At 50.7% G+C, this 25,908-nt stretch carries 25 protein-coding genes and 1 other RNA gene; 14 read left to right on the forward strand and 12 right to left on the reverse strand.

The features are described from left to right. The first annotated feature begins 80 nt into the window (after positions 1–80). A complete protein-coding gene (locus tag F7P81_RS13135) occupies positions 81–440 on the forward strand; it encodes an MmcQ/YjbR family DNA-binding protein (RefSeq protein ID WP_151159826.1) in 360 nt (119 codons plus the stop codon). Positions 441–469: 29 nt separating this feature from the next. Here the strand turns inward: F7P81_RS13135 and F7P81_RS13140 are convergent, their stop codons facing one another. From F7P81_RS13140 to F7P81_RS13165, 6 genes are all read right to left on the reverse strand, one after another. Further along, positions 470–841 (reverse strand): hypothetical protein, encoded by a 372-nt coding sequence (locus F7P81_RS13140; RefSeq protein WP_151159828.1) that lies wholly within the window; start codon positions 839–841, stop codon positions 470–472. A gap of 229 nt (positions 842–1,070) precedes the next feature. Continuing rightward, on the reverse strand, positions 1,071–1,757 hold the full coding sequence (locus F7P81_RS13145) for an outer membrane protein (RefSeq protein WP_151159829.1): 687 nt from the start codon (positions 1,755–1,757) through the stop codon (positions 1,071–1,073). Between the two features lie 179 nt (positions 1,758–1,936). After that, positions 1,937–3,118, reverse strand: a complete 1,182-nt coding sequence (locus F7P81_RS13150; RefSeq protein ID WP_151159831.1) for a BaiN/RdsA family NAD(P)/FAD-dependent oxidoreductase — start codon at positions 3,116–3,118, stop codon at positions 1,937–1,939. A gap of 108 nt (positions 3,119–3,226) precedes the next feature. Then, complete coding sequence (pncA, locus tag F7P81_RS13155) at positions 3,227–3,841, reverse strand: bifunctional nicotinamidase/pyrazinamidase (RefSeq protein WP_022710989.1); 615 nt, start codon at positions 3,839–3,841, stop codon at positions 3,227–3,229. 67 nt (positions 3,842–3,908) lie between these two features. Continuing rightward, a complete protein-coding gene (locus F7P81_RS13160; RefSeq protein ID WP_075656095.1) occupies positions 3,909–4,991 on the reverse strand; it encodes an FAD-binding oxidoreductase in 1,083 nt (360 codons plus the stop codon). A gap of 108 nt (positions 4,992–5,099) precedes the next feature. Continuing rightward, positions 5,100–6,344: an aromatic ring-hydroxylating oxygenase subunit alpha gene (locus F7P81_RS13165; protein ID WP_151159832.1), complete on the reverse strand. Its 1,245-nt coding sequence runs from the start codon at positions 6,342–6,344 to the stop codon at positions 5,100–5,102. Between the two features lie 373 nt (positions 6,345–6,717). Here F7P81_RS13165 and F7P81_RS13170 point away from each other — a divergent pair, with 373 nt between their 5' ends. Continuing rightward, on the forward strand, positions 6,718–7,407 hold the full coding sequence (locus F7P81_RS13170; protein ID WP_022710992.1) for a D-lyxose/D-mannose family sugar isomerase: 690 nt from the start codon (positions 6,718–6,720) through the stop codon (positions 7,405–7,407). Positions 7,408–7,414: 7 nt separating this feature from the next. On the opposite strand, the gene F7P81_RS13175 is transcribed toward F7P81_RS13170, so the two are convergent. Continuing rightward, positions 7,415–8,344, reverse strand: coding sequence for an alpha/beta fold hydrolase (locus tag F7P81_RS13175; protein ID WP_151159833.1), 930 nt, complete (start codon positions 8,342–8,344; stop codon positions 7,415–7,417). A gap of 259 nt (positions 8,345–8,603) precedes the next feature. On the opposite strand from F7P81_RS13175, the gene ettA reads away from it, so the two are divergent. Next, positions 8,604–10,253, forward strand: a complete 1,650-nt coding sequence (gene ettA, locus F7P81_RS13180; RefSeq protein ID WP_022710994.1) for an energy-dependent translational throttle protein EttA — start codon at positions 8,604–8,606, stop codon at positions 10,251–10,253. Positions 10,254–10,518: 265 nt separating this feature from the next. Then, positions 10,519–11,292: a trans-aconitate 2-methyltransferase gene (gene tam, locus F7P81_RS13185; protein WP_151159835.1), complete on the forward strand. Its 774-nt coding sequence runs from the start codon at positions 10,519–10,521 to the stop codon at positions 11,290–11,292. Positions 11,293–11,334: 42 nt separating this feature from the next. Here tam and F7P81_RS13190 read toward each other — a convergent pair whose 3' ends face one another. Together F7P81_RS13190 and F7P81_RS13195 are read right to left on the reverse strand one after the other, a co-directional pair. Next, positions 11,335–11,982: a hypothetical protein gene (locus tag F7P81_RS13190; RefSeq protein WP_151159837.1), complete on the reverse strand. Its 648-nt coding sequence runs from the start codon at positions 11,980–11,982 to the stop codon at positions 11,335–11,337. 579 nt (positions 11,983–12,561) lie between these two features. Next, entirely contained in the window at positions 12,562–12,879 is a 318-nt protein-coding gene (locus F7P81_RS13195) for a DUF2293 domain-containing protein (RefSeq protein WP_151159839.1), read from the reverse strand. A gap of 142 nt (positions 12,880–13,021) precedes the next feature. Here F7P81_RS13195 and F7P81_RS13200 point away from each other — a divergent pair, with 142 nt between their 5' ends. Further along, positions 13,022–14,008 (forward strand): ArsR/SmtB family transcription factor, encoded by a 987-nt coding sequence (locus tag F7P81_RS13200; protein WP_022711000.1) that lies wholly within the window; start codon positions 13,022–13,024, stop codon positions 14,006–14,008. A 176-nt stretch (positions 14,009–14,184) separates the two neighbouring features. Next, positions 14,185–15,081, forward strand: coding sequence for a methylenetetrahydrofolate reductase [NAD(P)H] (metF, locus tag F7P81_RS13205; protein WP_075656113.1), 897 nt, complete (start codon positions 14,185–14,187; stop codon positions 15,079–15,081). A gap of 366 nt (positions 15,082–15,447) precedes the next feature. On the opposite strand, the gene F7P81_RS13210 is transcribed toward metF, so the two are convergent. The 3 genes from F7P81_RS13210 to F7P81_RS13220 form a co-directional block, all read right to left on the reverse strand. Next, positions 15,448–15,690 carry a hypothetical protein gene (locus tag F7P81_RS13210; protein ID WP_139316405.1) on the reverse strand — a complete coding sequence of 81 codons (243 nt, stop codon included), beginning with the start codon at positions 15,688–15,690 and terminating at the stop codon, positions 15,448–15,450. Positions 15,691–15,838: 148 nt separating this feature from the next. Continuing rightward, entirely contained in the window at positions 15,839–17,113 is a 1,275-nt protein-coding gene (locus F7P81_RS13215; RefSeq protein WP_075656115.1) for a lytic murein transglycosylase, read from the reverse strand. Positions 17,114–17,271: 158 nt separating this feature from the next. Then, the gene (locus F7P81_RS13220; RefSeq protein WP_151159840.1) at positions 17,272–18,099 is read right to left on the reverse strand and encodes a glycoside hydrolase family 25 protein; all 828 of its coding nucleotides are present in this window, start codon (positions 18,097–18,099) and stop codon (positions 17,272–17,274) included. Between the two features lie 316 nt (positions 18,100–18,415). Here F7P81_RS13220 and F7P81_RS13225 point away from each other — a divergent pair, with 316 nt between their 5' ends. From F7P81_RS13225 to F7P81_RS13260, 8 genes are all read left to right on the forward strand, one after another. Then, positions 18,416–18,841 carry a hypothetical protein gene (locus F7P81_RS13225; RefSeq protein ID WP_151159841.1) on the forward strand — a complete coding sequence of 142 codons (426 nt, stop codon included), beginning with the start codon at positions 18,416–18,418 and terminating at the stop codon, positions 18,839–18,841. A gap of 185 nt (positions 18,842–19,026) precedes the next feature. Further along, the gene (locus tag F7P81_RS13230; protein ID WP_022711008.1) at positions 19,027–19,764 is read left to right on the forward strand and encodes a J domain-containing protein; all 738 of its coding nucleotides are present in this window, start codon (positions 19,027–19,029) and stop codon (positions 19,762–19,764) included. Continuing rightward, positions 19,754–20,584 carry an N-acetylmuramoyl-L-alanine amidase gene (locus F7P81_RS13235; protein ID WP_151159843.1) on the forward strand — a complete coding sequence of 277 codons (831 nt, stop codon included), beginning with the start codon at positions 19,754–19,756 and terminating at the stop codon, positions 20,582–20,584. The genes F7P81_RS13230 and F7P81_RS13235 overlap by 11 nt, the downstream gene beginning before the upstream one ends. A gap of 243 nt (positions 20,585–20,827) precedes the next feature. After that, a complete protein-coding gene (locus F7P81_RS13240; protein ID WP_022711010.1) occupies positions 20,828–21,529 on the forward strand; it encodes a lytic transglycosylase domain-containing protein in 702 nt (233 codons plus the stop codon). Positions 21,530–21,743: 214 nt separating this feature from the next. Further along, positions 21,744–22,156, forward strand: an RNA gene (gene rnpB, locus F7P81_RS13245) — RNase P RNA component class A. A 415-nt stretch (positions 22,157–22,571) separates the two neighbouring features. Then, positions 22,572–23,645, forward strand: a complete 1,074-nt coding sequence (gene rsmH / locus F7P81_RS13250; RefSeq protein WP_151160016.1) for a 16S rRNA (cytosine(1402)-N(4))-methyltransferase RsmH — start codon at positions 22,572–22,574, stop codon at positions 23,643–23,645. Beyond that, a complete protein-coding gene (gene ftsL / locus F7P81_RS13255) occupies positions 23,642–24,079 on the forward strand; it encodes a cell division protein FtsL (RefSeq protein WP_022711358.1) in 438 nt (145 codons plus the stop codon). The genes rsmH and ftsL overlap by 4 nt, the downstream gene beginning before the upstream one ends. After that, entirely contained in the window at positions 24,076–25,890 is a 1,815-nt protein-coding gene (locus F7P81_RS13260) for a peptidoglycan D,D-transpeptidase FtsI family protein (RefSeq protein WP_022711359.1), read from the forward strand. Before ftsL ends, F7P81_RS13260 begins: the two co-directional genes overlap by 4 nt. Positions 25,891–25,908 lie beyond the last annotated feature (18 nt).

Genomic DNA, 25,908 nt, shown 5'->3' on the forward strand with positions numbered 1-25,908 from the left:
AGTTTAACATCTTGGTGTTTAAAAACAGTAAGATATTATCTCTGCTCTGTGCAGATCATTTTTTGATGTGGTGAGTAGCTATGACTTATGACGAATATAATGCCTTTTGCAGCAGCTTGCCGGCAACAACTTATGTTGTTCAATGGGGTGGTTCACATGTCTGGAAAGTCGGCGGCAAGGTTTTTGTCATTGGCGGCTGGCATAATGATCAGCCGAGTTTCAGTTTTAAAGTCAGTCATATTGCATTTGAAATGCTGCAGGAGCAGCCGGGGTTGCGCCCTGCGCCATATCTTGCCTCGCGCGGCATGAAGTGGATACAGCATTATGCGGAGCCGGGTCTCAGTGACGATGAGCTGAAGGATTATATCCTGCAATCCTACCATCTTGTTGCGCAGGGACTGTCAAAGAAAAAGCAAAAAGAACTCGGCTTGCTGATATAGGCCTTGTGTTCGGGAAATTTGCGCTGATCTTACCGCAGAGACCTTTTCATAATCAGTGGCTCATTGGATCTTGGCGCGGTGTAATTCATGACCACCCGTATTGTTCTGGATTTAACATCGGTTTTATTGGCGCAATCCAGAAGTGCCTGTTGTGCACTGAGAGCAAAGACTTTGCCCGCTTCCCGCACAGGGCGATATTCGACAGTGATGATCTCCAATAACTCACCTTCCGCATTATAAGTGACTTCAAAAATGGCTGATGCTTTTTGATAGTCAATTTTCTCCGGCAATTTCCAGCATTTACCTGCCATTTCGGCAATCACTTCGCCGATAGGGGCGGCATGAAGTGAAGACGGAAACAGGCTGCAAGCCAGAAGAATTGCGAAACAGGACTTATTCATATCTCTCCCGATACATCATAGTGCTGATGTATAGATAAGCATAAACCATGCCGTGGGGTAGGTGCGGGGGATTATAATATGGGTATGGTGATAAAGAATACGGGCTGACCACCGGCAGGGAATTGCAAGACCTTTTGTGACGGCGTTTTTGCTGCCGGTTTGAGTTGGCTGTTCAGAAATAAAAAAAGCCCCGCAATGCGGGGCTTTCTTTTTAGTTCGCAAGTATGGGTTAGAACTTGTAGTTCACACCAACGCGTACTGTGTGGAACGGAGCCTTAACTTCACCGAAGCGAACGCCGTTTACATCATCCAGTTTCAGCTTGCCGAGGTCGGTGTAGAGGTATTCGGTCTTCAGAGTTACGTTGTTTGTAACAGCGTATTCTGCACCGGCACCTACAGTGTAACCAACTTTAGTGTCGGACTGGGAGAAGCTGTTTACGCCATCAAAAGCAGAAGCTTTGATTTTACCGTAAGCAACACCACCTGTTGCGTAAACCATGAAGCGGTCAACCGGTGTGTAACCGAGACGAACGCGGGTTGTACCGAACCAGTTGATTTTGGCTTCTGCACCGTATGTGGTCGCGCCGTAAGTTACTTCAGCGTCGGATTTCAGGTTGCCGCCCTGGAAGTCAGTTTCGATACCAACGATGGTCTGGTCGAACTGCCAGTTGTAACCGGCCTGAATACCGCCGAGGAAGCCGCTTGCATTGTCTTTAGCGGATACTGCGAAGTTGTCGTAACCGTTGAACTTGTTCTTGCCGCCTGCATAACCGGCGTTAAGACCGATATAGCCGCCTGTCCAGGAGAAAGTGTCAGCTACAACAGCAGGAGCTGGTTCGTTGTAAACGATAGCATCAGCTGCGAAAGCGCTTGTGGAGGAGAGAAGCAGAGCAGCTGCCAGAGTTGTATATTTCATGTGATGAACTCCTTTTAGATTTCGTTAGAAACATAAAATATAGCCTCGGAAATGTCTGTCACAAATATGCAACAGCAAGTTCTTATCGACTTGAAGTAAATGTGATCGCATTGACACTTTTCCGCCATAATGTAAGTGTGCGCGCCGCTCACGAAAACGTATGATTTGTCACGTGAATATTATGCGGCCTGACCTGCGCTGTGGCCCGATGCCCATGCCCATTGGAAGTTAAATCCGCCAAGCCAGCCGGTTACATCCACACATTCTCCAATGAAATAAAGACCTTGTACCTTTTTGGATTCCATCGTCTTTGAGTCGAGCTCATCGGTGCTGATACCGCCGAGTGTAACTTCTGCCGTGCGATATCCTTCGGAACCTGCCGGTTTGATATGCCAATCCTGAATTGCGGTAACGAGATTTGTTAAGATCTTGTCGGACAAATCAGCCAGAGGCTTGTTCAATTGTGTCTTTTCCGTGAAAAACTGGGCTAAACGGCGGGGTAGCTTTTCTGCAAGGACCGTCTGGACAGATTGTTTGCCATTCGTTTTTCGTGCATTTTTTAACAATGCGAGGAAGTCAAAGTCCGGTTCAATGGTCAAAACGACCTCATCGCCCTCGCGCCAATAGGATGAAATCTGCAGAATCGCAGGGCCGCTCATACCCCGATGGGTGAAAAGCAGTGCTTCGCGGAATCGGGTTTTGCCATGTTTAAGTTCGGCATCGACGGCTATCCCTGAAAGCGGGCTGAGCTGTTCCAGCAGATTGGGTTCCAGCGTCAAAGGTACAAGACCGGGGCGGGGTTCAATCAGGCTGTGCCCAAACTGACCGGCAATCGTGTAAGCAAAACCCGTGGCGCCCATTTTCGGGATGGATTTGCCGCCGGTGGCAATGATCAGCGATTGCGCTTCGATTTTGCCATAGCTCGTCGTAACTATAAAACCGTCTGTGGTTTTGCTGATGTCCGAAACTGTGGTGTTGAGGTCAAGCCGCACATTGGCCTGTTGCATTTCCGTGCGCAGCATATTGATGATGTCTTTGGCGCTATGGTCACAGAACAGCTGCCCCAATGTTTTTTCATGCCAGCTGATGTCGTAACTATCGACCATGGCGATGAAATCCTGCGGCGTGAAGCGTGCCAGTGCGGATTTGCAAAAATGCGGATTGGCGGACAGATAGTTTTTTGCCGTTGCATGAATATTGGTGAAGTTGCAGCGGCCGCCGCCGGAAATGCGGATTTTGTCACCAGGGGATTTCGCATGGTCAATCAGTACGACGGAGCGACCCCGCTGGCCGGCACGGATTGCACACATCATTCCGGCTGCGCCTGCACCGATAATTACAACGTCTTTTTTCTCAATCACGGTGAGGCTTTCTGTTCCGGAAAACGGGTAGGAGGATAAAGGCGTCTATATAAAGCAAAAAAGGCAGCCGTCGAGCGCTGCCTTGTTGATTGCGGGGAGAATGCAGTTTTAACGGAACGCTACGCCCGCATTGCGCATCTGGCTCATCATGGTTTGCAGCGAGCCGCCAATATCAATCGCGCGGCTTAAATCCGGTAATACGGTGACTTTGAAACCTTGTGCTGCCGCATCCAGTGCTGAATAGGCCACACAGAAATCGGTAGCGAGACCTGCGAGTGTTACATGTTTAATGCCGCGTTCGCGCAAATAGCCGCCAAGACCGGTCGGGGTCATGTGGTCATTTTCGAAGAAAGCGGAATAGCTGTCGATAGCTTTACGATAGCCTTTGCGGATCACCAGCTCGGCTTTTGTCCATTGCAGGTCTTTATGAAACTCCGCGCCATGGGTTCCCTGTACGCAATGATCCGGCCACAAAGTCTGTTTGCCATAGGACATTGTTACCATTTCATAAGGCTCGCGGCCTTCATGGGTCGAAGCGAAGCTGGAATGACCTGCGGGATGCCAGTCCTGTGTCAGGATGACATGGTCAAAGTGCTCAATCTCCTGATTGATGCCTGCAACGATACTGTCCCCGCCGGCTACAGCCAGCGCGCCTCCGGGGCAAAAATCATTCTGAATATCAATCACAATAAAGGCGGAGTTTTTCTGATCGTGTTGTGGCATCCCATTCTCCCGCTGCGTCACGTCCGAGAGCGATCAGTGACGAAAGCACGCGGAAAGGTCAAGAGGATCAGGCTTCGATTTCCACCCGACCCAAAGGATGAGAGCAGCAGGCAAGAATATAACCTTCTTCAATTTCATCATCACGGATACCACCATTATGGTTCATGACGGTTTCGCCGCTGAGGCATTTGACTTTGCACGTACCACAGACACCAAACTCGCAGGCGCTTGGTATTTTCAACCCGCCATTACGCGCTGCCAGCAACACAGTATCGGTCGGGCTGCACTGCACTTCCATACCGGATAATGTGAAAATAACGCTCGGCGCTTCGGTCTCCGCATCACCGGCTGCGGCTTCAAGCGCGGCAGGCACCGGTATGGCGGGAGCTTCCGAGGCGGGCTGAAAGCTTTCCTGATGATAATTGTCCATGTTGAAGCCATTGGCTTCAAGCATGTCACGTACAGCGCGCATAAACGGCTCTGGGCCGCAGCAGAAAACTGTGCGGTCTTTGAAGTCCGGCGCGGAAATATCAATAATACTATGGCTGATACGGCCATGAACGCCGCTCCAGACATTGCGGGCGATGGAACGCTCAACAACCAGTTGCAGGCGCAGGTTATCCATACGGCTGGCAAGCAGTTCCAGCTCTTTGCGGAAAATGATTTCATCCGGTGAGCGGGCACAATTGAGAAAAACCACATCGCTGGCCGGTTGCGTATCATAAAGAAAACGCGTCATCGACATCATCGGCGTGATGCCGGAACCGGCTGAGATGAACAGGTATTTTTTGCCCGGATGCGAAACGAGTGAGAAGTCACCGGCAGGACCAAAAGCTTTCAGCTGCATGCCCGGACGCATATTATCCAGCATCCAGCGGGTACCGATACTGCCTGCCTGTGCCTTAATGGTGATGGATACGGAATAGGGGCGCGACGGCGTGGAAGACAGCGTATAGGTACGCATGACCGGTTCCGGTGCGGCCGGTATCTCAATCGTGATGAACTGACCCGGCATATAGCGGAACCAGTTATTATTCTCCGGCGTGCGGAACGAGAAAGTCATCACGTCCGGCGCTTCTTCAATCGCCGCATCACATTCCAGAACCTGAAGCCTGTCGTTCCACGGCAGCATTTCATCAAGATATTTCATTCGTGCTGCTCTTCACCTGAAGGGGGCTTGAGGTGGGTTCATAGTGAACCTGCCTGTCATGATATTGTCCGGAGCGCTGTGCTGCGCTCCGGGATATTGCGTTGAGCATCAGGCCACGCGGCTGAGTTTTGCAACTTCACCTTGCAGACGCGGGGTGATGAAATTGGCGTACCATTCAATAAATTGCATGACGCCGCCTTCATGCTCCACGGAATAAGGCCCCGGCTGATAGGCCGGTGAGCGGATGCCGCGGGCGTTTTCTTCCACAATCCGGCGATCCTGATCATTGGTCTCGATCCAGACATGGGTCAGCTCATCAAGATTGTAATCAACGCCTTCAACTGCATCTTTATTGACCATCCATTTGGTGGTGACCATGGTTTCCTCGGCGCTGATCGGCAGCACGCGGAAAGAAATTGCATGGTCAATCATCACATGGTTCCATGTGGACGGATAGTTGAACAGCAGCATCGCGCCGATTTTGGACGCTCTGACTTCAGTGCTCAGGCTTTTAGCCACAGCGGGCTTGCCGGACATTGTATAGCTGTCGGCATCGCGCAGCAGCGGAATGCGGGCAATACGATACTGGCCGTTCTCAGACATATTAAATTTAGCAGGCAGGCCGGTATCTTCACAGCGCTTCCAGAGCTGGTTGGTCTCCTCATCCTCCATCATGCCCTGTACGCCGGTGGCGCTTGGTGCTTCAGGATAGGTACGACACAGTTCCGGATGGTTGGCAGCGCAATGGTAGCATTCGCGGTTGTTTTCCCAGACCAGCTTCCAGTTGCCTTTTTCAATGATCGTGCTTTCAAAGGCGATTTTGGCATCTTTAATCTGGTGAGGCGCCAGATAAGGCTCAACTGTTGCGCGGAAAGCGTTGAAATCCGGTGCTTCATCCGCGACACATATATAAATGTAACCGGCGACGGTTTCGCAATGCACGGTTTTCAGGCCGAAATCTGCCGGTTTGAAATCCGGCCCGACCTGACGGGCAAACAATAACTTACCATCCAGATCATAAGTCCACTGATGATAAGGGCAGACGAGGCGGGCAGCGGTGCCTTTTTCCGCTGTGCAGATACGTGAACCGCGATGGCGGCAGGTATTGTGAAAAGCGCGGATGCCGCCCTGACTGTCGCGCACGACAATCACCGGATAATCACCGATCTGCACAGTGATATAGCTGCCTGCTTTCGGCAGTTCACAATCATGGCCGACAAAAACCCATTCACGGTACCAGATATGTTCAAGATCCAGCTTGTAAAAGTCGGGATCTGTGTAGAATTTCTGTCCGAGACTGAAATTCGGGTCGCGCCCCAACAAGTCACTCAGCATCTGATTGCGGACGTCCATAATATGCCTCGCATAGCGTTGTTCATCGGGGGTGCCGGACTTTAAAACATGTCGCAGCCGGAGTGGCTTATGTGCGACATGAAAAAGCCTGATCCCGTATGGGTATTAAGATTGACGACAAGAGTTAAGTCTCAGAATATTTCTCAAAAAATCTGCTCTGATTATCCGTATTCAACCATTGAAATATGGCGGACGCGCATACGAAAACGACATGGGCTTCGCGTAAAGACGACACGCCAAACCGCCGCATCCGGAAATTTATCGGCGGCAATATTTTGTAACCGAAAAGGGACTGGTCAGACGGGGCAGGCCGTGCTTTTCTGTTGCGCAGACAAGACCTGTATCAAACGGATGACCGCTGGAGGAAACATTTATGAAACGCTCGGAAATTAATGAAATTATCCGTGAAAGTGACCGCTTTATCCGGTCTTTCGGTTTTGTCATGCCGCCTTTTGCCTATTGGTCGCCGGAGGAAATGCGCACCCGTGTGAGCGATGACAGTGCAGCAATCCGCAATGCGCGTCTCGGCTGGGATATTACTGATTACGGGCAGGGGCGTTTCGATGAAATGGGGCTGTTCCTGTTTACCGTGCGCAACGGACAGGCCGAAGATCTGCAAAAAGGCACTGGTATGCTCTATGCAGAAAAGATCATGATCTCGCGCGAGAACCAGCTGTCGCCCATGCATCGCCATGTGGTGAAAGCTGAGGACATTATCAATCGCGGCGGTGCCAAACTGGTACTGGAAATGTTCAATTCCAATCCGGATGGCTCGATTGACGATAAAAGCGACGTGGTTGTTGCCTGTGACGGGCGTATCAAGCGACTGTCTGCCGGAGGTTTGCTGAAGCTTGATCCGGGTGAGAGCGTTACCCTGATGCCCGGTAACTGGCATGCTTTCTGGGGCGAGGGCGGAGATGTGCTAATCGGCGAGGTTTCAACCGTCAATGATGATCTCACGGATAACATCTTCCGTGAACCGATCGGCCGGTTCTCCGATGTGGAAGATGATGTCCGGCCATTACACCTGCTCGTGTCTGATTATGACAAGTGGCTGGCTTAAAGTTTTGTCAGGCGATTGCCTTTAATGCCCATGACGTAAAGTCCTGCATGAAACGCGCGCGATCTGTTTCATGCAGGCTTTCATGACGCATATCCGGATAAATCTGTGTGGTGATATTGCTGAAACCGGAAGCTTTCAGTCTTTTCTCCAGTGCAAGCAGGGATTTGCCACCTTCAGTCGAAGGATCCTGTCCGCCACCCTGTAAATAAAGCGGCATATGCAACGGTATCGCTTGTTGCGGTGCAGGATTGTTGCAGCGACGCATAAAGCGGAAAACATCGATCCACATACTGACCGACGGATCATAGCCGCAGAGCGGGTCATTATTATAAAGCGCAACCTCCGCTGTATCATGGGACAGCCAGTCAAATTGCGTCTGGTAATTTTTCACCTGCTTTGCCCATGTGCGGAAAGTCATGGCTGGCAGGAAATGGCTCGGTACATCGGAGCCGAGAAACATGCGCTCGGCTTTGAGTAAAGTGAAAGCCAGTGTTTGATTCAGCACATTGGCAAAATTGGAATTGCATATGGCTGCTGCATCGGGCGTGCAGAATTTTCCGCATAAAGCAGCGAGTGTTACCAATCCCCCCATGGAATGGCCGAAGAGAATGAGTGGCAGTTGCTCATGTCTTTCGCGGATTGTTTTTTCAACAAAGCCGATATCCTGCAGCACTTTTTCATCGCCATCTTTGGCTGCGAACTGGCCGAGCGGTGCATCCGGTGCGCTGGTCAATCCGTGTCCGCGATGGTCATGGGCATAGACGTTAAAGCCGTGCTCCGCGAGATGCTCCGCAAATTCCTGATAGCGGGCAGCGTGTTCAGCAAGGCCGTGGCTGATCTGTATATTGCCGATTGCCGTTTTCTTCGCCGGTTGAAAACGCAATGCCAGTTTTGCACCGCTCGGACTTAACAGGATTTCAGGATTGTTAAACGGCATTGTGAAACCTTGTTTCGGGAGTGCGGAGACTATACTTGTAATAATAATCAGCTATTCAGAGTCTGATCCAAAAGTCGCCCACTTGGCTGCAAATGGTGATTTTTTATTCAGACCCTCAGAGGTTAAACAGGGGAAGATGCTTATCGCGTCTTCTTCGCCTCTGTTCTGGCATTGCCCCTGCGCAATATTTAGCCTAAATAGCGCATCAAAGCGAATTCCCACACATTACGGGCTCAAATTCTCGGAGAACAGCCACCCAATGGCACGTCAATTTATTTATCATATGTCGGGTTTGAATAAAAACTACGGCACAAAGAAGATTCTCGAAAATCTGCACCTGTCATTTTATCCTGATGCGAAAATCGGTATTCTCGGCCCGAACGGCGCCGGTAAATCGACAATCCTCAAGATTATGGCTGGTCTCGATAAAGAGTTTACCGGTGAAGCATGGCTCGCCGATGGTGCGACCTGTGGTTATCTGGCTCAGGAACCGCATCTCGATCCTGAAAAAACTGTTTTCGGCAATGTGATGGAAGGTGTGGCTGACAAGCAGGCCATTCTTGACCGTTATAATGAGCTGATGATGAATTATTCTGATGAAACCGCTGACGAAGGTGCGGCACTTCAGGATATTATTGACAGCCAGAATCTCTGGGATCTGGAAAGTCAGGTTGAAATGGCGATGGAAGCTCTGCGCTGCCCGCCTGCCGATGCTGATGTAACCACTCTGTCCGGTGGTGAGCGCCGCCGCGTTGCACTTTGCAAGCTGTTGCTTTCCAAGCCAGATCTGCTGCTGCTTGACGAACCGACCAACCATTTGGACGCTGAAACCACTGCATGGCTTGAAAAGCACCTGCGTGAATATAAGGGCGCTGTGCTGCTCATCACGCATGATCGCTACTTCCTCGACAATGTGACCGGCTGGATTCTCGAACTCGACCGCGGTCGCGGTATTCCTTATGAAGGCAACTATTCTGCCTATCTGGAAGCCAAGGCTAAGCGCATGATTCAGGAAGGGCGTGAAGACGATTCCCGCCAAAAAGCGCTTGAGCGTGAACGCCAGTGGATTGCAGCGAGCCCTAAGGCACGTCAGTCCAAGTCGAAAGCCCGTATTAAGGCCTATGACAAGCTGGTTGAAGCGGCTGAAAATCAGCGTCCGGGCGATGCGCAGATTCTCATTCCTGCGGGTGAGCGTCTTGGTCAGGTGGTTATCGAAGTTGAAAACCTGTCCAAATCCTTCGGCGATCGTCTGTTGATCGACAATCTGACATTCAAACTGCCTCCGGGCGGTATCGTTGGTGTGATCGGGCCGAACGGTGCAGGTAAATCGACCCTGTTCAAAATGATCACCGGTCAGGAACAGCCGGATACCGGTAGTGTGCGTATCGGTGATACTGTTAAGCTCGGTTATGTTGACCAGAGCCGTGATCACCTTGACCCGAACAAGAATGTCTGGGAAGAAATTTCCGGCGGCAATGACATCATCAAGCTCGGCAAGTTTGAAATGAACTCCCGCGCTTATTGCGGTGCGTTCAACTTCAAGGGCGGCGATCAGCAGGCTAAAGTCGGCAATCTTTCCGGTGGTCAGCGCAACCGCGTGCATCTTGCCAAGATGCTGCAGACGGGCGGCAACGTGTTGCTCCTCGACGAACCGACCAACGATCTGGACACGGAAACACTGGCGGCGCTTGAAGATGCGCTGGAAAAATACGCTGGTTGCGCTGTTATCATCTCGCACGATCGTATGTTCCTCGACCGTCTGGCCACGCATATTCTGGCTTTTGAAGGCGACAGCCATGTGGAGTGGTTCGAAGGGAACTTCGAAGATTACGAAGCTGACAAGGTACGTCGTCTCGGACCTGAAAGCGTTAATCCTAAACGGGTGACCTATAAGCCGTTGACACGCTAAAATTTCGGGGTCAAAAGCCGCATGCAGGGCTGCAAATGGCGCTTTTCTCGACTTCCGGTGCTCACGTACTATAAGTACGCTCCGCTCCGGTTCTCGAAAATCACCATTTTCGCCGCTGCCTGCAACTTTTGACTACAGAAATTGTTGCAGATTTGAAGTTATAGAAACGCTCTCCGAAAGGAGGGCGTTTTTGTTTGTAAAGTGCTTGGCAAAATGCACCGGTGCTATAGATTGTCTGTTATAGGTAAGGCACAGGAGCATCACGATGAAAGACTGGTCGGCACAGCAATATCTGAAATTTGAGGATGAGCGCACAAGACCGGTTAATGATCTCATCGCCCGTATTCCGCTGAAAGATCCTGCGGTCATTGTTGATATTGGGTGCGGGCCCGGCAACTCCACTGAGGCCTTGAAAAAGCGCTGGCCGCAGGCGCAACTATCCGGCTTTGATGCGTCGCCGGATATGATTGAAAAGGCGCAGAAACGGTTGCCTGATGTGCCGTTTTATTTAAGCGATGTAACGCAATGGCAGCCGGATGCGGATGTTGATCTGCTATTTTCAAATGCGGTGTTCCAGTGGATTCCTGAGCATATCCAGCATTTGCAGCGCTTGTTGAAGGGACTGAAATCAGGTGCCGCACTGGCTGTGCAAATGCCGGATAACTGGAATGAACCGTCCCATCGCATGATGCGGCAGGTGGCAAAAGACAGTCGCTGGATTGAACGTCTCAATAAAGCGCCCCGTCCGCCAATGCCGAGTGTGAATGCTTATTATGATGCTCTGATACCGCTCGCATCCCATATTGATATCTGGCACACGATTTATAATCACCCGCTTGAGGGGCATGCGGCAATTACTGAATGGGTAAAAAGCACCGGCCTGCGTCCGTTTCTAAATCCGCTCAGTGAAGAAGAGCAGCGCGATTATCTGGAGGAATACACGGAGCGACTAGCAGAACATTATCCGCTGACAGTGGATGGTAAAGTGCTGCTGCACTTCCCGCGCGTATTTATGGTTGTTATGCGCGGGAAGTGTTGATTTTTAAGAAAGTAAATCAAAACAAATTATAATATTGTTTTATTATATATCGGTTACTTCTTCTGAAGGTGTTGCATTTATTACTTTATGATAAGGAGGAACATTATCTTTTTTTACATATACCAGCCATTCTATGGAAAGGGCAGTGGGAATTGCAGCGAAGTCATCTGATGATTCTACAAGCTGTACGGAGCCATCACTGTTGTAGTAAGCAAGCACCAGAAAATTTGTATTGGTATCGTCTAGTGGTTTAACGATATTTACTTTTTGGATGTTGCCGGTAGTTACGCCTGTTGAAATGAAGCGAAATTGGTCTGTTTGAGGTGTAGGAAGAAATGTTTCAGATCCTGCCAGGTAGCATGTAAAGCCATTTATTTGGGTTGTCTGTCCCAGAGAGTCCAGGAAACCGCCAGTTGCCGGATGATATAAGGGGGCAGTTAATGGTAAGCCTGTGGATGGTTCGTATAACGGCACCCCTGCGGCAGTTGGTGTTGCGGGCCAATCATGAATTACAAAATATTGCCCTGCATCAGTAGTGTCACTCATTGTTGTGCCTGCTTGGAGTACTGCGGCGGGATATTTCAAAATTGTATTGGTATTATTGACTGGTACTGATGGGCTTATATATAATTTTGGATTTGGATATGTTGAATCAGTGGTTGTGTTTACAAATGTTAGAAAATTTACCATTGTTTTTTCCTATATTTTTATTTATACGTATTCAATAGTCCATAAGTCGCTTATACTTGCTGTAGGTGGACGAGTATCTGTGGTTATTATTACTCTATAGTCGTTGTTGACATCCATCATCAGTTTTCTGGTGTTGTTGGTGTCGTTGTCATGAATAAAGATTCTATATTGACCTGACCCGGCGGTTTGCAGAAACCATTTGCTTACGATGCCCGGAGTTGTAAAATCTGGTGCCCCTGCCACAGTGCCTGAAATTGATGCCACAGCGCCACTAGCAAGAGCGGAATTTGCTGGTTGCTCCGTGTCCCCGAGGTAGATGTTGCACTCAGGATTGTAGAATCTCATACCGGCCGACGTAGAGGAGCTTGGTTTTGGATCTGCGGTGGTCACTCATATGAGGTTATTCGTGTTATCAGTAGGTGTGCCCTTTATACTATAGGTGATATAGGTGTTAGCAAGATTACTTATTTGTGGATGTAGAAATTTAGATGTGCTTGCATTCTTGATTTGAAACTTAAATGGCATTATGAAATCCTTTTAGTGATTTAAATTACATTTTTAATCTCCCACATATTTATTTTATTGGTCACTGTAATTAATGTCAGGCAGTAAATCCGTTGCTTGCCATTCTCTGAGTTTTTCTGAAATCTGATCCTGAATCCAATAAAGCGCGCTGTCTTTATCCAGTCCTTCATCGCGTAATTTGTCGTAGTCGGTGTAGGTGTGGCGGATATAGGCGAGCAGTGTCAGGCGCACGGCATTTTGTGCAGTGAGGCTGCGCATATGCGGTGCGGCAGCTGCTTCGCGGATTTGCTCCGCATCAAAATAAGGCGTATGTGGCGCCAATAAGCGGAGCGCCAGTTCAATCTCTTTGCGGCGTTTTGCGGATGCGGCCATGGAAGCTTCCTGTGATGTGCTTTGCCGTGATTGTGCTTAAATCAAATATGGTATTTTAACATTTTTATCAGTCGATTTTAGTTGCAATAATCGCATAGATCACATAAACATATCTTTATGTGTTTTAAATGCGGAGTGCGGTATGACTGGCAAGCCTTTGGCTCTTGAAGAAATGGTGGAAGTGCTGAAGGCTGCGGCAGAGCCAAGCCGGTTGCGTATTCTGACGCTGCTTGCCGGTGGTGATCTGACGGTCTCTGATCTGACATCTATTCTCAACCAGTCTCAGCCGCGTGTATCCCGCCATCTCAAATTGCTGAGTGAAGCCGGTTTAATCAGCCGCTATCAGGAAGGGTCATGGGCCTATTTCCGCCTGTCGGAAACCCCGATCCATCAGGGGCTTTCCCGTGCACTGATCGGTTGGCAGGACAATCAGGATCCGCTGCTGCTGCGCGATCAGGAGCGTCTTGCGCAGGTGAAAGCCGAGCGCCATGAGCGGGCAACTGCCTATTTCAGTGCCAATGCAGAAAGCTGGGATCAGATCCGCTCGCTGCATATTGATGAAACAATGGTTGAAGATGCGCTGCGTGGTATTGTCGGCGAACAGGCTTTCCAGTCTATGCTGGATATCGGCACCGGTACCGGCCGCTTGCTGGAAATGTTCAGCCCGCTTTATGTGCGCGGTGTGGGCATTGATATCAATCGCGATATGCTCACAGTTGCGCGCACCAATCTGGATCAGGCCGGTGTTGCCCATGCGCAGGTGCGTCAGGGCGATATTTATGCGCTGCCGGTTGACCGCGACGGTTATGATCTGGTGACTATCCATCAGGTGCTGCACTTCCTTGACGAGCCGCAATCGGCCATTCGTGAGGCTGCGCGTGCGCTGCGCCCGCAGGGGCGTTTGCTGGTGGTGGATTTTGCGCCGCATGATCTGGAATTCCTGCGTGACGAACATGCCCATTTGCGGCTTGGTTTCAGCGATGAGCAAATGACCGGCTGGATGAGAGCCGCAGGGCTTGAGCCGGAGAAGATTGAAGCGCTTGAGCCGCAGGGCGGGCAGGCTTCCGGTCTTGTGATTAAACTGTGGCTTGCGCGTGATCCGCGAATGCTGATCGCCGATGCTGCCTGAGGTGCACTTTGAGGCGCACTTAGAGGGGCATCGGCAATATTGAGTAGCATTCCAATGTTTAGCTTTGCGCCATTCAGGTGCGGGCAGGCGCAGTTTTGATTTTCTTCATGGTGACATGACCATGAATATTTGCCCCATGGTGCAAACTATGACGGCAAGAAGAACGGAGATTTCCGATGTCTAGTTTTGGCCAGCAGCGCCGTTCCGAGAGCGCGCATCCGATCCGTGTATCCTTCGAGTTTTTCCCGCCGAAAACTGAAGAGATGGAAGATCGTCTTTGGGAGACAGTGACGCGCCTGGCACCGCTTAATCCGGCTTTTGTTTCTGTGACCTATGGTGCGGGCGGTTCGACCCGTGAGCGCACCAATAAAACCATTGCCCGTATCATCAAAGAAACATCCATTACGCCTGCCGCGCATCTGACCTGCGTGGATGCAACTAAGGAAGAGGTCAATTCTATCGTCCGCTCCTTTGCTTCTTTGGGTGTGACGCGCTTTGTGGCGCTGCGTGGCGATCCTGCAAGCGGTATCGGTGAAGTCTATCAGCCGACACCGGGCGGCTATCAGAATGGTGCCGATCTTGTGGCCGGTCTTAAATCCATTGCCAATTTTGATATCAGCGTTTCTGCCTATCCGGAGAAGCATCCGGAAAGTCCGGATTTTGCTACTGATATTGAAATGCTGCGACGCAAAGTCGATAATGGTGCAACCCGCGCGATTACGCAGTTCTTCTTCGATAATGATCTTTATGAGCGTTATGTGGAGCGTGTGCGCCGCGCAGGCATTTATATTCCGATTATTCCGGGTGTTTTGCCGATCCATAATTTCAAGCAGGTGGCGAATTTCTCCAAACGTGCAGGAACGCGCATACCGGCATGGCTGGCAGATCGTTTTGACGGGCTGGAGAATGATCCGCAGACGCATATGCTGGTGTCAGCGGCGCTTGCAGCCGAACAGGTGAATGATCTGATTGAGCGCGGTGTAAATGATTTTCATTTCTACACGATGAACCGCTCGGATCTGGCTTTTGCGATTTGCCATTTGCTTGGCGTGAGGGCGCCGGTAGCGGCCTGAAAATATATGGGATGAAACGAAAAAGCCCTGCGGAAAAATGTTTCCGCAGGGCTTTTCGTTTTTAAAAATGACAGGACTTGATTTATCTACTTTTGCGGAATGCCAAATATGCCGGTGGTATCTGTAAAAGTGATGCCTGCAAAATGTCTCTAATTAAGACCGTAATCTGTATATTTTCTGATTATGAAACCGAAATGCAGATATCAGGTCAGCATCTGAAATTCAGATGGTGAATATGCGAGGTCAGGGAAATACACCGACAATCATTGCTGCGACAAAAACAAAAGCTGCGCAAAATACCAAGGCATTGATTGAACGCGTTAAACCCATATGGATTGCCTCCTGAGCAGGTTGTAAGTTCAGTTTTCAAATGCCGTATGAACAACATTCAAAGGCCGGAAAGTCACTCCTGACAGAACCCGATCTGAGGGAATATGCCGGAGCCGCTTCTCTTAACTCTAAACCGGAAATGCCGCTTCCAGTCTCTTTAACCACCCATGCAAGAGGCATGGTCTCACGATCAAATTGACTGTTTTTTAACTGTGTCAGCACATTTCCCGTTTGTGTCATTTTATCGACATAAACGGCCAAAGAAAAGTCTAATTTCATGGGAGGGCACTGGGCGGAGCGGCGAAGGAAGCTTTCGCAATCAATGCAGAATTTTAAACTTGTAAAAAATACAATATGTTAGGCAGGTGTCAAAAGTTTTGATGCCGCCGTAAAATTTTTTACAGACGGCATCAAAATCCCACTAAATTTATAGCTTTTCGAGCAATTCACGTGTCGGCCATGAATCGGCAGGCATGCCCAAACGCAGCTGTTCAGTGCGCACGGCATCTCTGGTCATGGTGCCGAAAACACCATCGATTCGACCCATGTCATAGCCGCGTACAACGAGCTTGTTCTGCAGTTCTTTCAGCTCTTCTGTTGAAAGACCGGCTTCCGGTGTGCCGAGCAGGAAAGGCTCGCCGCCAGCCAGACGCGCTGCGAAATAAGCGGCGGTCGTGGCATAGACGATGGATTTGTTCCATTCGACGAAAATATCAAAATTGCGGTAGGAGAGGAATGCCGGTCCTTTGCGTCCCATAGGGATGAGCAGGGAGGCGTCACCGTCATCAGCGCCGAGTGCGTTGCCATTGACAGACTTTACGCCCCAGCCGCTCCATTTCGAATGGGGCAGGCGATAGGTGCGGATGGAATTCTCCCATGGCAGATCCTGTGTCAGCTGCACAGTTTCCAGCCAAGGCTCGCCGCGCTGCCAGCCGAGTTCAGACAACATACGGGCTGCAGTCATTACCGCATCAGCCACGCTGTTGCGCAAATCTACTTTACCGTCATTGTCGCCATCGACACCGCGTTCCAGATAGTCTTTCGGCAGCAACTGCATCTGGCCGATTTCGCCTGCCCATGCGCCCATGGTGCCGGCATCCACAACGCCTTTATCCATCAGTTTCAGCAAAGCGATCAGCTGCGGACGGAAAAGCTCCGGACGGCGGCAATCATGAGCCAGCGTAACGAGCGAGTTCAGCGTGTCAAAATCGCCCTGAATAGCACCGAAGTCTGTTTCCAGCCCCCAGAATGCAGCAATCACCGGTCCCGGAACACCATAGGTGTCTTCGGCCTTTTTGAAGACATCTGCATATTTCACGAGATTTTCGCGACCTTTTTTCAGGCGCTGTTCGGAAATCAGACGTTTGGAGAATTCGGCAAAGGTCAGGTTGAAAACGGTCTGCGTGCGGTCACGCTTCAATGTGCGTTCATCAAGCCGGGCTTTATGCAGCTCTGTAAGTGCCTTGTCTGAGATGCCTGCGGCTTTGGCTTCAGTCACCACGCCTTCAAGCCAGACATTATAATCACCGCCGCAGGCCGGTTTTTCAATCGCGACAGCGGCCGGTGCGGATGGTGCTGCCGAGGGAGCCGCAGGCTGCGTTGCTGTAGCAAAAGCAAAGCTTGCAGTAGAGAGAAGAGTAGCGGCAGTCAGAAGTGGTTTAAAAACTGATCTGAAGGCAGACAGGGAGGCAGGGCGTGACATAACTCAGTTCTTTCTGCAGCAGGCCTCGGTAAGGTCTTGCTGTTTTGGTTGATCGGGCCGGTTTTGACCAGAGCGTTCAAGTTTTCTGAATTATGTCCTGCATAAACATTTTGTGAAAAAGAAGATGGTAAAGTCAGATTCACGCAGTAAAGGCGATTTTATCTGACTTTGTTGCTTTCCAGCCACTTTCTCCACTGGGCATGATTGCCCGCGAATACGTTAATATCAGCATCACCCTTGATGCCGGGAATTGTACCTGTTCCGGTATATTGCCAGAAGACCCACGGGTGAGGGCCGTATTTTTCATCCGGATGACCGGCCGTAGAGCGCAGCCAGAACGGATAATCGCGGAAACTGCGCAGGTCATTGTCATCGAAGAAATCAACCGTTGTATAGATGACCGGCTTCTTGCCGTAATGACGCTCGATCATGGTCAGGAATGTGCGCATTTCCTTGCGCACAACAGCCGGATCAGGACGAAGTTTACAGGATGGTGACAGCGGGTTCCATTCCATATCCAGAACCGGTGGCAAGGCGTTCGGGTCTTTCGGTACATTGCGGATATACCAGCGTGCCTGATCGGCTGCACTGCGACAGAAATAATAGAAATGATAGGCACTGCGCGGAATACCGGCTGCACGTGAACCTGCCCAATGTTCCGCAAAGCGGTCATCAACGCGGTCGCCGCCTTCTGTCGCTTTGATAAAGACAAAAGAAATGCCGCTGTTGCGCACCTGCTGCCAGTCAACTTTGTCCTGATATTTGGAGACATCCGTACCATGGACCGGATAATGCCACGGGGTTTTACCGGTATAGTCATGGGGCTTGCGATCATAGAAGCGCGGCGCCTTGGCACTGGAAGAAGGAAGAGCAATCCCTGTGCCGGAGACAGAACCTGCCGACGGTTTTACATCTGAAAAATCATAATCCACAGATGTACATGCACTCAGCACAAGGCTGAGAACGGCAAGTGCTGCTGGCTTCATCGGGTATCATCTCACAACAATCACAGGGAAATCATGAATGCTTTCTTACTGCAAAAGGTTAAATTTTTCCTTTAGAGGAATAAGGATAATTCCTGCCAACAGCGGGATGCAGGCGGACGCATTTTGTCTCAGCCGGTCAATGTCTTGTGCCAAACTGTTTGATTTATAAATATTTTTTGATTAGTTGGGTCATAACTTATACAGGTTTGACGGGGATACTGTCAGAATTGCCGGAATAAAAAGCGGAACAATTAAATATTTCCGGCATTAACGAGAGATTGTAAGCCGCCTTGCTGAAGGCGGTTGAGGAGGTCAAATGTATCGTCTGCTGGCTTTTATCCTTGCTGTCGGTGTGCTGACCGGTCTGGTCTTTTCCGGCGGATTTTTGACGCATGACAAGACTGCACAAAAACAACCTGACAGTGTTGCAGCCGTTATTGCTCATTCGGAGCAGGAATTGCAGTCAAAGGCCGATCAGGAACTGGCTGAAATTGACGCCAAGGCTGCACAGAACAGTGTTGCAGGCCCTGCTGTGCTTTTGCCGGAGCTGAAGAAACCACTCACAGAAGAAGATGTGAGAGTTGCGGTGCAAAAAGCAGGTGATGATGCAGAGAAAACCGCTCTGAGTGTCGGTCAGACTGCAGATCAGGCGGCGGCAGCTAAAAAAACTGCAGAAGACTTCGTGCGTGTGCGCATGGAAAGTCAGATGCGTGCGGAACAGTCATCTGCAAAATCCATGTAAAATTATAAGAGCATTCCGGCTTTCGTTTGCATTGCCGGAAATGCTTTCTCTTTATGCTGTCTCCATCTCTTTCTGTGCAATGTCCTTAGCGCTCCGGTACTGACTGTCAGCAATGTCAGCTGAATTTCATTCAACTCTTTGCGCTTGATGGTTTTCATCAGAGTTGTTTTGAATTACATAAGCTTATGTCGATTTGGTCCAGTATCGCTGATTTTTTAACGCAGACGGCTTACAGTGCGTTTTCCGGAGTGATTGAAGCCGTCCGTACCTATTTTGAGGGCGATGCGGAAACGCGCCGCCGTGTTGCTTTTTCCATCGCCATGATCGCGCTGTCTGCCAAAATGGCCAAAGCTGACGGCATTGTCTCGCAGCATGAAGTGCGGGCTTTTCAGGATATTTTTGAAGTACCGGAAAAAGAGGCGGATCACGTCTCAAGACTGTATAATCTTGCCAAGCAGGATGTGGCCGGTTTTGAGAGCTATGCCCGTCAGATTGCTTCGCTGTGCCGCTCTTCCCAGCAAAACGGCGCGGAAGAGCCTTGCGGTGCGCTTTCCGATGTTCTCGATGGTTTGTTCTATATCGCCAAAGCCGATGGCTATGTGCATGATAAGGAAATGCAGTTCCTGCGGCGTGTGGCGGAAATTTTCGGTATTGAAGAAGACGAGTTTTTGCTGATCGCCGGAAGGCACGTCAATCTCGGCCCTTCCGATCCCTATGCTGTTCTGGGTTTGACGCGCGGCGTAGGATTTACAGAGGCCAAGCAGCATTACCGCAAACTTGTGCGTCAGAACCATCCGGATCTGGTGATTGCCCGCGGTATGCCCTATGAATTTCAGAAAATAGCCAATCACCGTCTGGCTGCAATCAATGCGGCCTGGGCGACACTTGAGAAACAATTGGGTCAGCATGACTATGCAGGATAATTCAACACCGGAAGCCGGTTTGGCACAGAATAATCAGGCCGTCCCGCGCGCCTTGCTGAGCAAAGCTGACTATGAGGGCGCTGTTATTGATGCATCTGCCAATTTCGGCCCGCGTAAAGACGGTAAAGAACCGCGTTTTCTGATCCTGCATTATACGGGGCTTGCGACTGCGCAGGAGGCTCTGGATATTCTCAAATGTCCTGAACGTGAAGTCTCGGCACATTATCTCGTGCATGAAGATGGTCAGGTTGTGCAGATGGTCGCGGAAAGCGAACGCGCATGGCATGCAGGCCAGAGCTGCTGGAAAGGGGAGCGGGATATCAATTCTGCTTCTATCGGTATCGAGATTGTCAATCCGGGTGTGCTGGAGAATTTTCCGCCTTTTCCAGATGCGCAGATTTCCTCGGTGATCTCTCTCTGCCGCTCGATTTGCGAACGCTATAATATTGCGCCGGAGAATGTGCTTGCCCATTCGGATATTGCTCCGGAACGCAAGATTGATCCGGGCGAGAATTTTCCGTGGGAGACCCTGTTTAAAGCAGGCATCGGTCATTGGGTTGAACCGGCACCGATCCGCGGCGGACGGTTTTTTGCCATGGGCGATCAGGGGCAACCGGTTGAGGCTTTGCAGTCCATGCTGGCAATGTATGGCTATGATATCACCATCAATGGCGAGTTTAACGAACGGACCAAAGTGGTGCTAAGTGCATTTCAGCGCCATTTTCGCCCGATTCAGATTGATGGTGTGGCGGATATCTCGACAATTGAGACACTGCACAGGCTTATTTCGACGAATTTGCGTGAAACCGTAACCAGCTGATTTTTCAAAAGACCTTATTGTTGGCAGCAAGAAATAGTCCGCTAATGTTACAGGTTTTTGCAATCTGTGACTTGCCCCGACAATCTTCGGCTGCATTTCCCCGTCAGATACAACCTCAATTTCCTTGAGCAAGTCTGGTGATGGGGCGGACTGTTTCCCAAAAGGAAGGGCGTTGAAAGCTGGTTTTGCATGCCTTGCAAACCCTTTCGACGGATTATGCAACAGTTCCAACGGTTAAGGTTTATGATTAAAAAAATTGGATTTTTATGCGCTCTCAGCGGGGCGGTGGTTTCGTTCGGTCTGACACCAGCCATGAGTGCACCGGTACTTGAAAAAACAAATCTTGTAGACATCCTGAAAGCAAAAAAAGAAGCTTCAGAAAAGACTGCAACAAAGAAGAATGAAGCGACTAAAAACAAGGCTGATACCAGCCGTACTGCCTATCAGAAACAGGCTTCCGGTACTGCCAAAATGCCGGTTATTGAGCGTCGTTCCGCTCGCACCCGCATTGATCTGAATAATCAGATCAGCGGCAAAGCAGAAACCAAGCAGGCGCAGACAGACAAGTCAGGCAAGCCTTATTCCGGCATCATTGCCCGTTATGCATCTTCCTATGGCGTGCCGCTGGCACTGGCTCATGCGGTTGTGCGCAATGAAAGCAATTATCAGGCACATGTTCGCGGCAGCGCCGGTGAAATCGGCCTGATGCAGATCAAGCTCGGTACTGCACGCGGTCTGGGTTATACCGGTTCGGCAAAAGGTCTCTATGATCCGGCAACCAATGTGCAATATGGCATGAAATATCTTGCACAGGCACAGAAGCTCGGTGGTGGTTCAACCTGCGGCACAATTCTGAAATATAATGCCGGTCACGGCGCCAAGCGTATGAACCCGACATCTGCAAAATATTGCAGCAAAGTTAAAGACTTCATGCGTTCATTCTAAGAGCACAATTGCGACCGTTAACTGAGGTCAGTTAACTGCAAATGCTCTATGCCTGTTTATATTCAGGCTCTGGCGGGATGTTTTGTACGCCATAACCTAAATCTAAACAGCCCTTACACAGCAGGGCTGAGATTTTATACAAAAGCTGGGTTTCCGTCGCCGGAGCCCAGCTTTTTTATTGCGTTTTATGACAGATCAAGCCTATAGACGCATGTCAGCCGGTCGGGCAGCCGCGCTTGTTCAATACCGAAAGGTGGCAAGTGAGGAAAGTCCGGGCTCCATGGAAACACGATGCCGGGTAACGCCCGGCGAGGGTGACCTCAGGGAAAGTGCAACAGAGAGCAGACCGCCTGCCATCGCCCGTAAGGGCATCGGGCAGGTAAGGGTGAAAGGGTGGGGTAAGAGCCCACCGCGCTGCCGGTAACGGGAGTGGCACGGTAAACCCCATCGGGAGCAAGACCGAATAGGGACGGCGCATCAGGCTTCGGTCTGGTAATCAGTTTCCGGATAGCCGTCCGGGTGGGTTGCAAGAGGCGGGTGGCGACATCCGTCCCAGATGAATGGCTGCCGCGTCGGGCTGGAAACAGTCCGGCCATACAGAACCCGGCTTACAGACCGGCTGACAATTCTGTTTAAATTATTTCGGCATAAGATGCTGCACAAAGCGCCATTTTAACCGCTGATAAATCATAACTGTGCCCGTATAATAACCCTTCCTTAATATTAATATTGGATAAATTTATTCACGGCGTATTGCGTGTCCGGCCGGCTGCGCAGTCGCAAAAATCGATAATATGGCAACGTTCGGAGCAGTTTTTGCGCCTGCGTTGACGCCTACCTTACCCCGGTGGTATTTCTTAATGCAGTTTGTTGCGTCCAGACTTTGTTCAGTTTCCAGACATTTTGTGCTGCATCCGGTATTGGCCGGTATGCAAAATGCTGAAATCTGCAGCCGCGGTTTAACCGTTGGCGGGCAAGGATCTGCCGTTCTCACGCTGGGTCCGCTGAAGAAAGCAAAACAATGACAGGACCGAAGGAAATTATGGTTCCGGAAGCGCAGGCAGACAAACTGACACCGCACGCTGATACACAGGCGGGCGCATCAGAGCATGAAGATTATTCCCGCCATATTCCGGTTATGCTGGAAGAGGTTGTCAGTGCTTTGCAGCCTGAAGCCGGTAAACTCTATGTGGACGGCACTTTCGGTGCCGGCGGCTACACAAAACGAATTCTCAAAACCGGTGCCGAAGTTTTGGCCATTGACCGCGACCCGAATGCAATTGCTGCCGGACAGGCGGTGGTTGCAGAATATCAAGGACGTTTGCGTCTGGTGCAGGCACGCTTTTCCCAGATGGAAGATGTGCTGAGCGATGTGCAGCCTGATGGTGTTGTGCTGGATATCGGCGTTTCCTCTATGCAGATTGACGAGGCCGATCGCGGTTTTTCTTTCCAGAAAGACGGGCCGCTGGATATGCGCATGTCCTCGCAGGGCCTGAGTGCTGCTGATGTGGTTAACCAGTATAAAATGGGTGATCTGGCACGCATCTTTAATTTTCTCAGTGAGGAACGTCATGCCGGACGCATTGCGCGCATGATCGAAAAACGCCGCGAGAGCGAACCTTTCAACCGCACCCGTGATCTCGCTAATGCGATTGAGATGCTGGTCGGGCGTCATCCGAAAGACCGTATTCATCCGGCGACCCGTGTTTTTCAGGCGCTGCGTATTTATGTGAATGACGAGCTGGGTGAACTGGCGCGTGCATTGATTGCTGCAGAACGCTCGCTGAAACCGGGCGGTCGTCTGGTTGTTGTGACATTCCACTCGCTGGAAGACCGTATTGTGAAGCGTTTCTTTGCAGACCGTGCGGGCGGCGGCGGCGGCTCGCGCCATTTGCCGGAGGCGCATATGCGTCACGGCAGCTTCGCGCCTGCAGTCAAAGGCGCGGTGGGTGCCAGCGAGGAGGAGGCGGAGCGCAATCCGCGCGCGCGTTCGGCCAAGCTGCGTGCCGGTATCCGCACAGAATATCCGCCGCTTAAAGCGGATTACAGTATTTTCGGCCTGCCAACCCTGCCTGTTCTGCCAGAAACTGATAATGCGAAGAGGAAATCATCATGATGCGAACTATAGATATTATATTGATCGCAGTCATGCTGGTAGCGGCAACCGTGACCTATAAGATCAAACATGATGCTGAAAAGCAGGTGGTTGAGATCAAGAAAATTCAGCGCCAGATCGCCTTTGAAAAAGACACGATCAATCTGCTGAAAGCCGACTGGAGCCTGATGACCCAGCCGAACCGTTTGCAGCGTTTGTCTGATATTTATCAGTCACAGCTGAAACTGCAGCCGGTTGATGTGACGCAGATCGGTTTGTTCGATGATATTCCGATGAAACAGGCTGATGATATTGAAAAGCTGATCGGCGGCAGCGCCGATCTGATTGCATCTGTTGATACGATGAGCACAGGCAGTGTTGCGCAAACTGCACCGGCGGGTGCGGTTTCAAATGCGGCACCGATGCGTGTTGTGGTTCCGGGAGTGCGGCCATGAGCGGAAAAAGCAGCTGGTTCCGGCGTAAAAATAAAAAGTCCTCATCAGATGATGCTCCGGTTCTGGGACAGGCACCTGAATTTGACAGTGCCGCGCTCGAGAGTGAGCGCGGCATTGCCACGTCTCCGCTCAATGACAGTGTTGCCTTTGCCGGAAACCGCAAAAAACACGGAAACCGTGCGCGTAATCGTCTGATTATGGCGATTTCCTGCTTTGTCGGTATTTATGCGGTGATTGGCGGCCGTCTCGTTTATTACGGTATGCAGGGTGGCGATAATGAAGGTTATCGCGCCGGTGCGGCCAGCACGCTTGCAGCACGGCCGGATATTCTTGACCGCAATGGCGAAGTTCTGGCGACGGATATCAAAACCGCTTCGCTCTATGCCGAGCCGAAAAAAATTGCCGATCCGGACGAAACTCTGGAATTGCTGGCAACGGTTCTGCCGAATCTTGACTGGGAAAGCACCTATCGCCGTCTGAAAAGCGGTGCGGGCTTTGTGTGGATTCAGCGCGGTCTGACACCGCGTCAGCAAAGCCAGATCATGGCGCTGGGTGTGCCGGGTATCGGTTTCCGCACAGAGAAATCCCGTTTCTATCCGGGCGGGCCTACGGCTTCTCATATTGTCGGTCTGGTCAATATCGACAATCAGGGTATTGCCGGTATGGAAAAATATATCGACAGTCAGGGCTTAAGCGATCTGCGTATGGCAGGCCTTGCCCAGCCGGATAATCTCGAGCCGTTCCGCCTGTCGATTGATCTGCGTGTGCAGCATATTATGCGCGACGAACTGGTGCGCGCTGTTGAAAAATATCGTGCGATTGCTGCCGGTGCTGTGGTGCTGAATGCCAAGACCGGTGAAGTGGTTGCTATGGCTTCGGTGCCGGATTTTGATCCGAATAATCCGTATAATGCGCTGGAGAAAGACCGTCTGAACCGGATGTCTGCCGGTACTTATGAAATGGGCTCGACGATCAAGAGCTTCACCACAGCGATGGCTCTGGATTCCGGTAAGTTCAATCTGGAAAGCAAGTTTGATGCGACCCGACCGATCACGATTGGTCGTCAGACCATCCGCGACTTCCACGGTAAAGCCCGTTGGCTGACACTGGCAGAAGTGTTTATTTATTCCTCCAATATCGGTTCGGGTAAAGAAGTTGACGCGATTGGTATTGAAGGCCATCGCGAGTTTCTGAAGCGCGTCGGTTTGCTGGATCGTATGCAGACCGAATTGCCGGAAGTGGCACGTCCTGTTGAGCCGCGCGTGTGGAAGAAGGTACACTCCATTACCATTTCCTATGGTCACGGTATGATGACCACGCCTTTGCAGACGGCCGTTGCTGCTGCGGCGCTGGTCAATGGCGGCAAGCTCATTCCGCCGACATTCCTGCCACGCACACAAGACGAGGCCAATGCTGTTGCCACACAGGTTCTGAAGCCTAAAACCAGCGATGATATGCGTTATCTCTATCGTCTCAATTCCGAGATCGGTTCCGGTCGTCGTGCTGAGGTAAAGGGCTATCGCGTTGGCGGTAAAACCGGTACAGCGGAAAAGGTTATTAACGGCCGTTATTCCAAAGATGTCCGTTTTAATGCGTTTCTTGCTGCATTCCCGATGGATGACCCGACCTATGTGGTTCTGACCATTATCGATGAACCAAAACCGGAGGAAGGCAAACTTTCTGCGACCGCCGGACTCAATGCTGCCCCAATGGTTGCAAATATCATCCGCCGGTCAGCATCATTTCTAGGGGTGTCGCCTGATTTTGCGCAGGATAATGCACCAATTCTGGCAGCTTATGAGAATGACTGATCTGAGCAGGGGATCAAT

The organism is Pseudochrobactrum saccharolyticum, assembly GCF_008801715.1.
GTDB lineage: Bacteria > Pseudomonadota > Alphaproteobacteria > Rhizobiales > Rhizobiaceae > Pseudochrobactrum > Pseudochrobactrum saccharolyticum.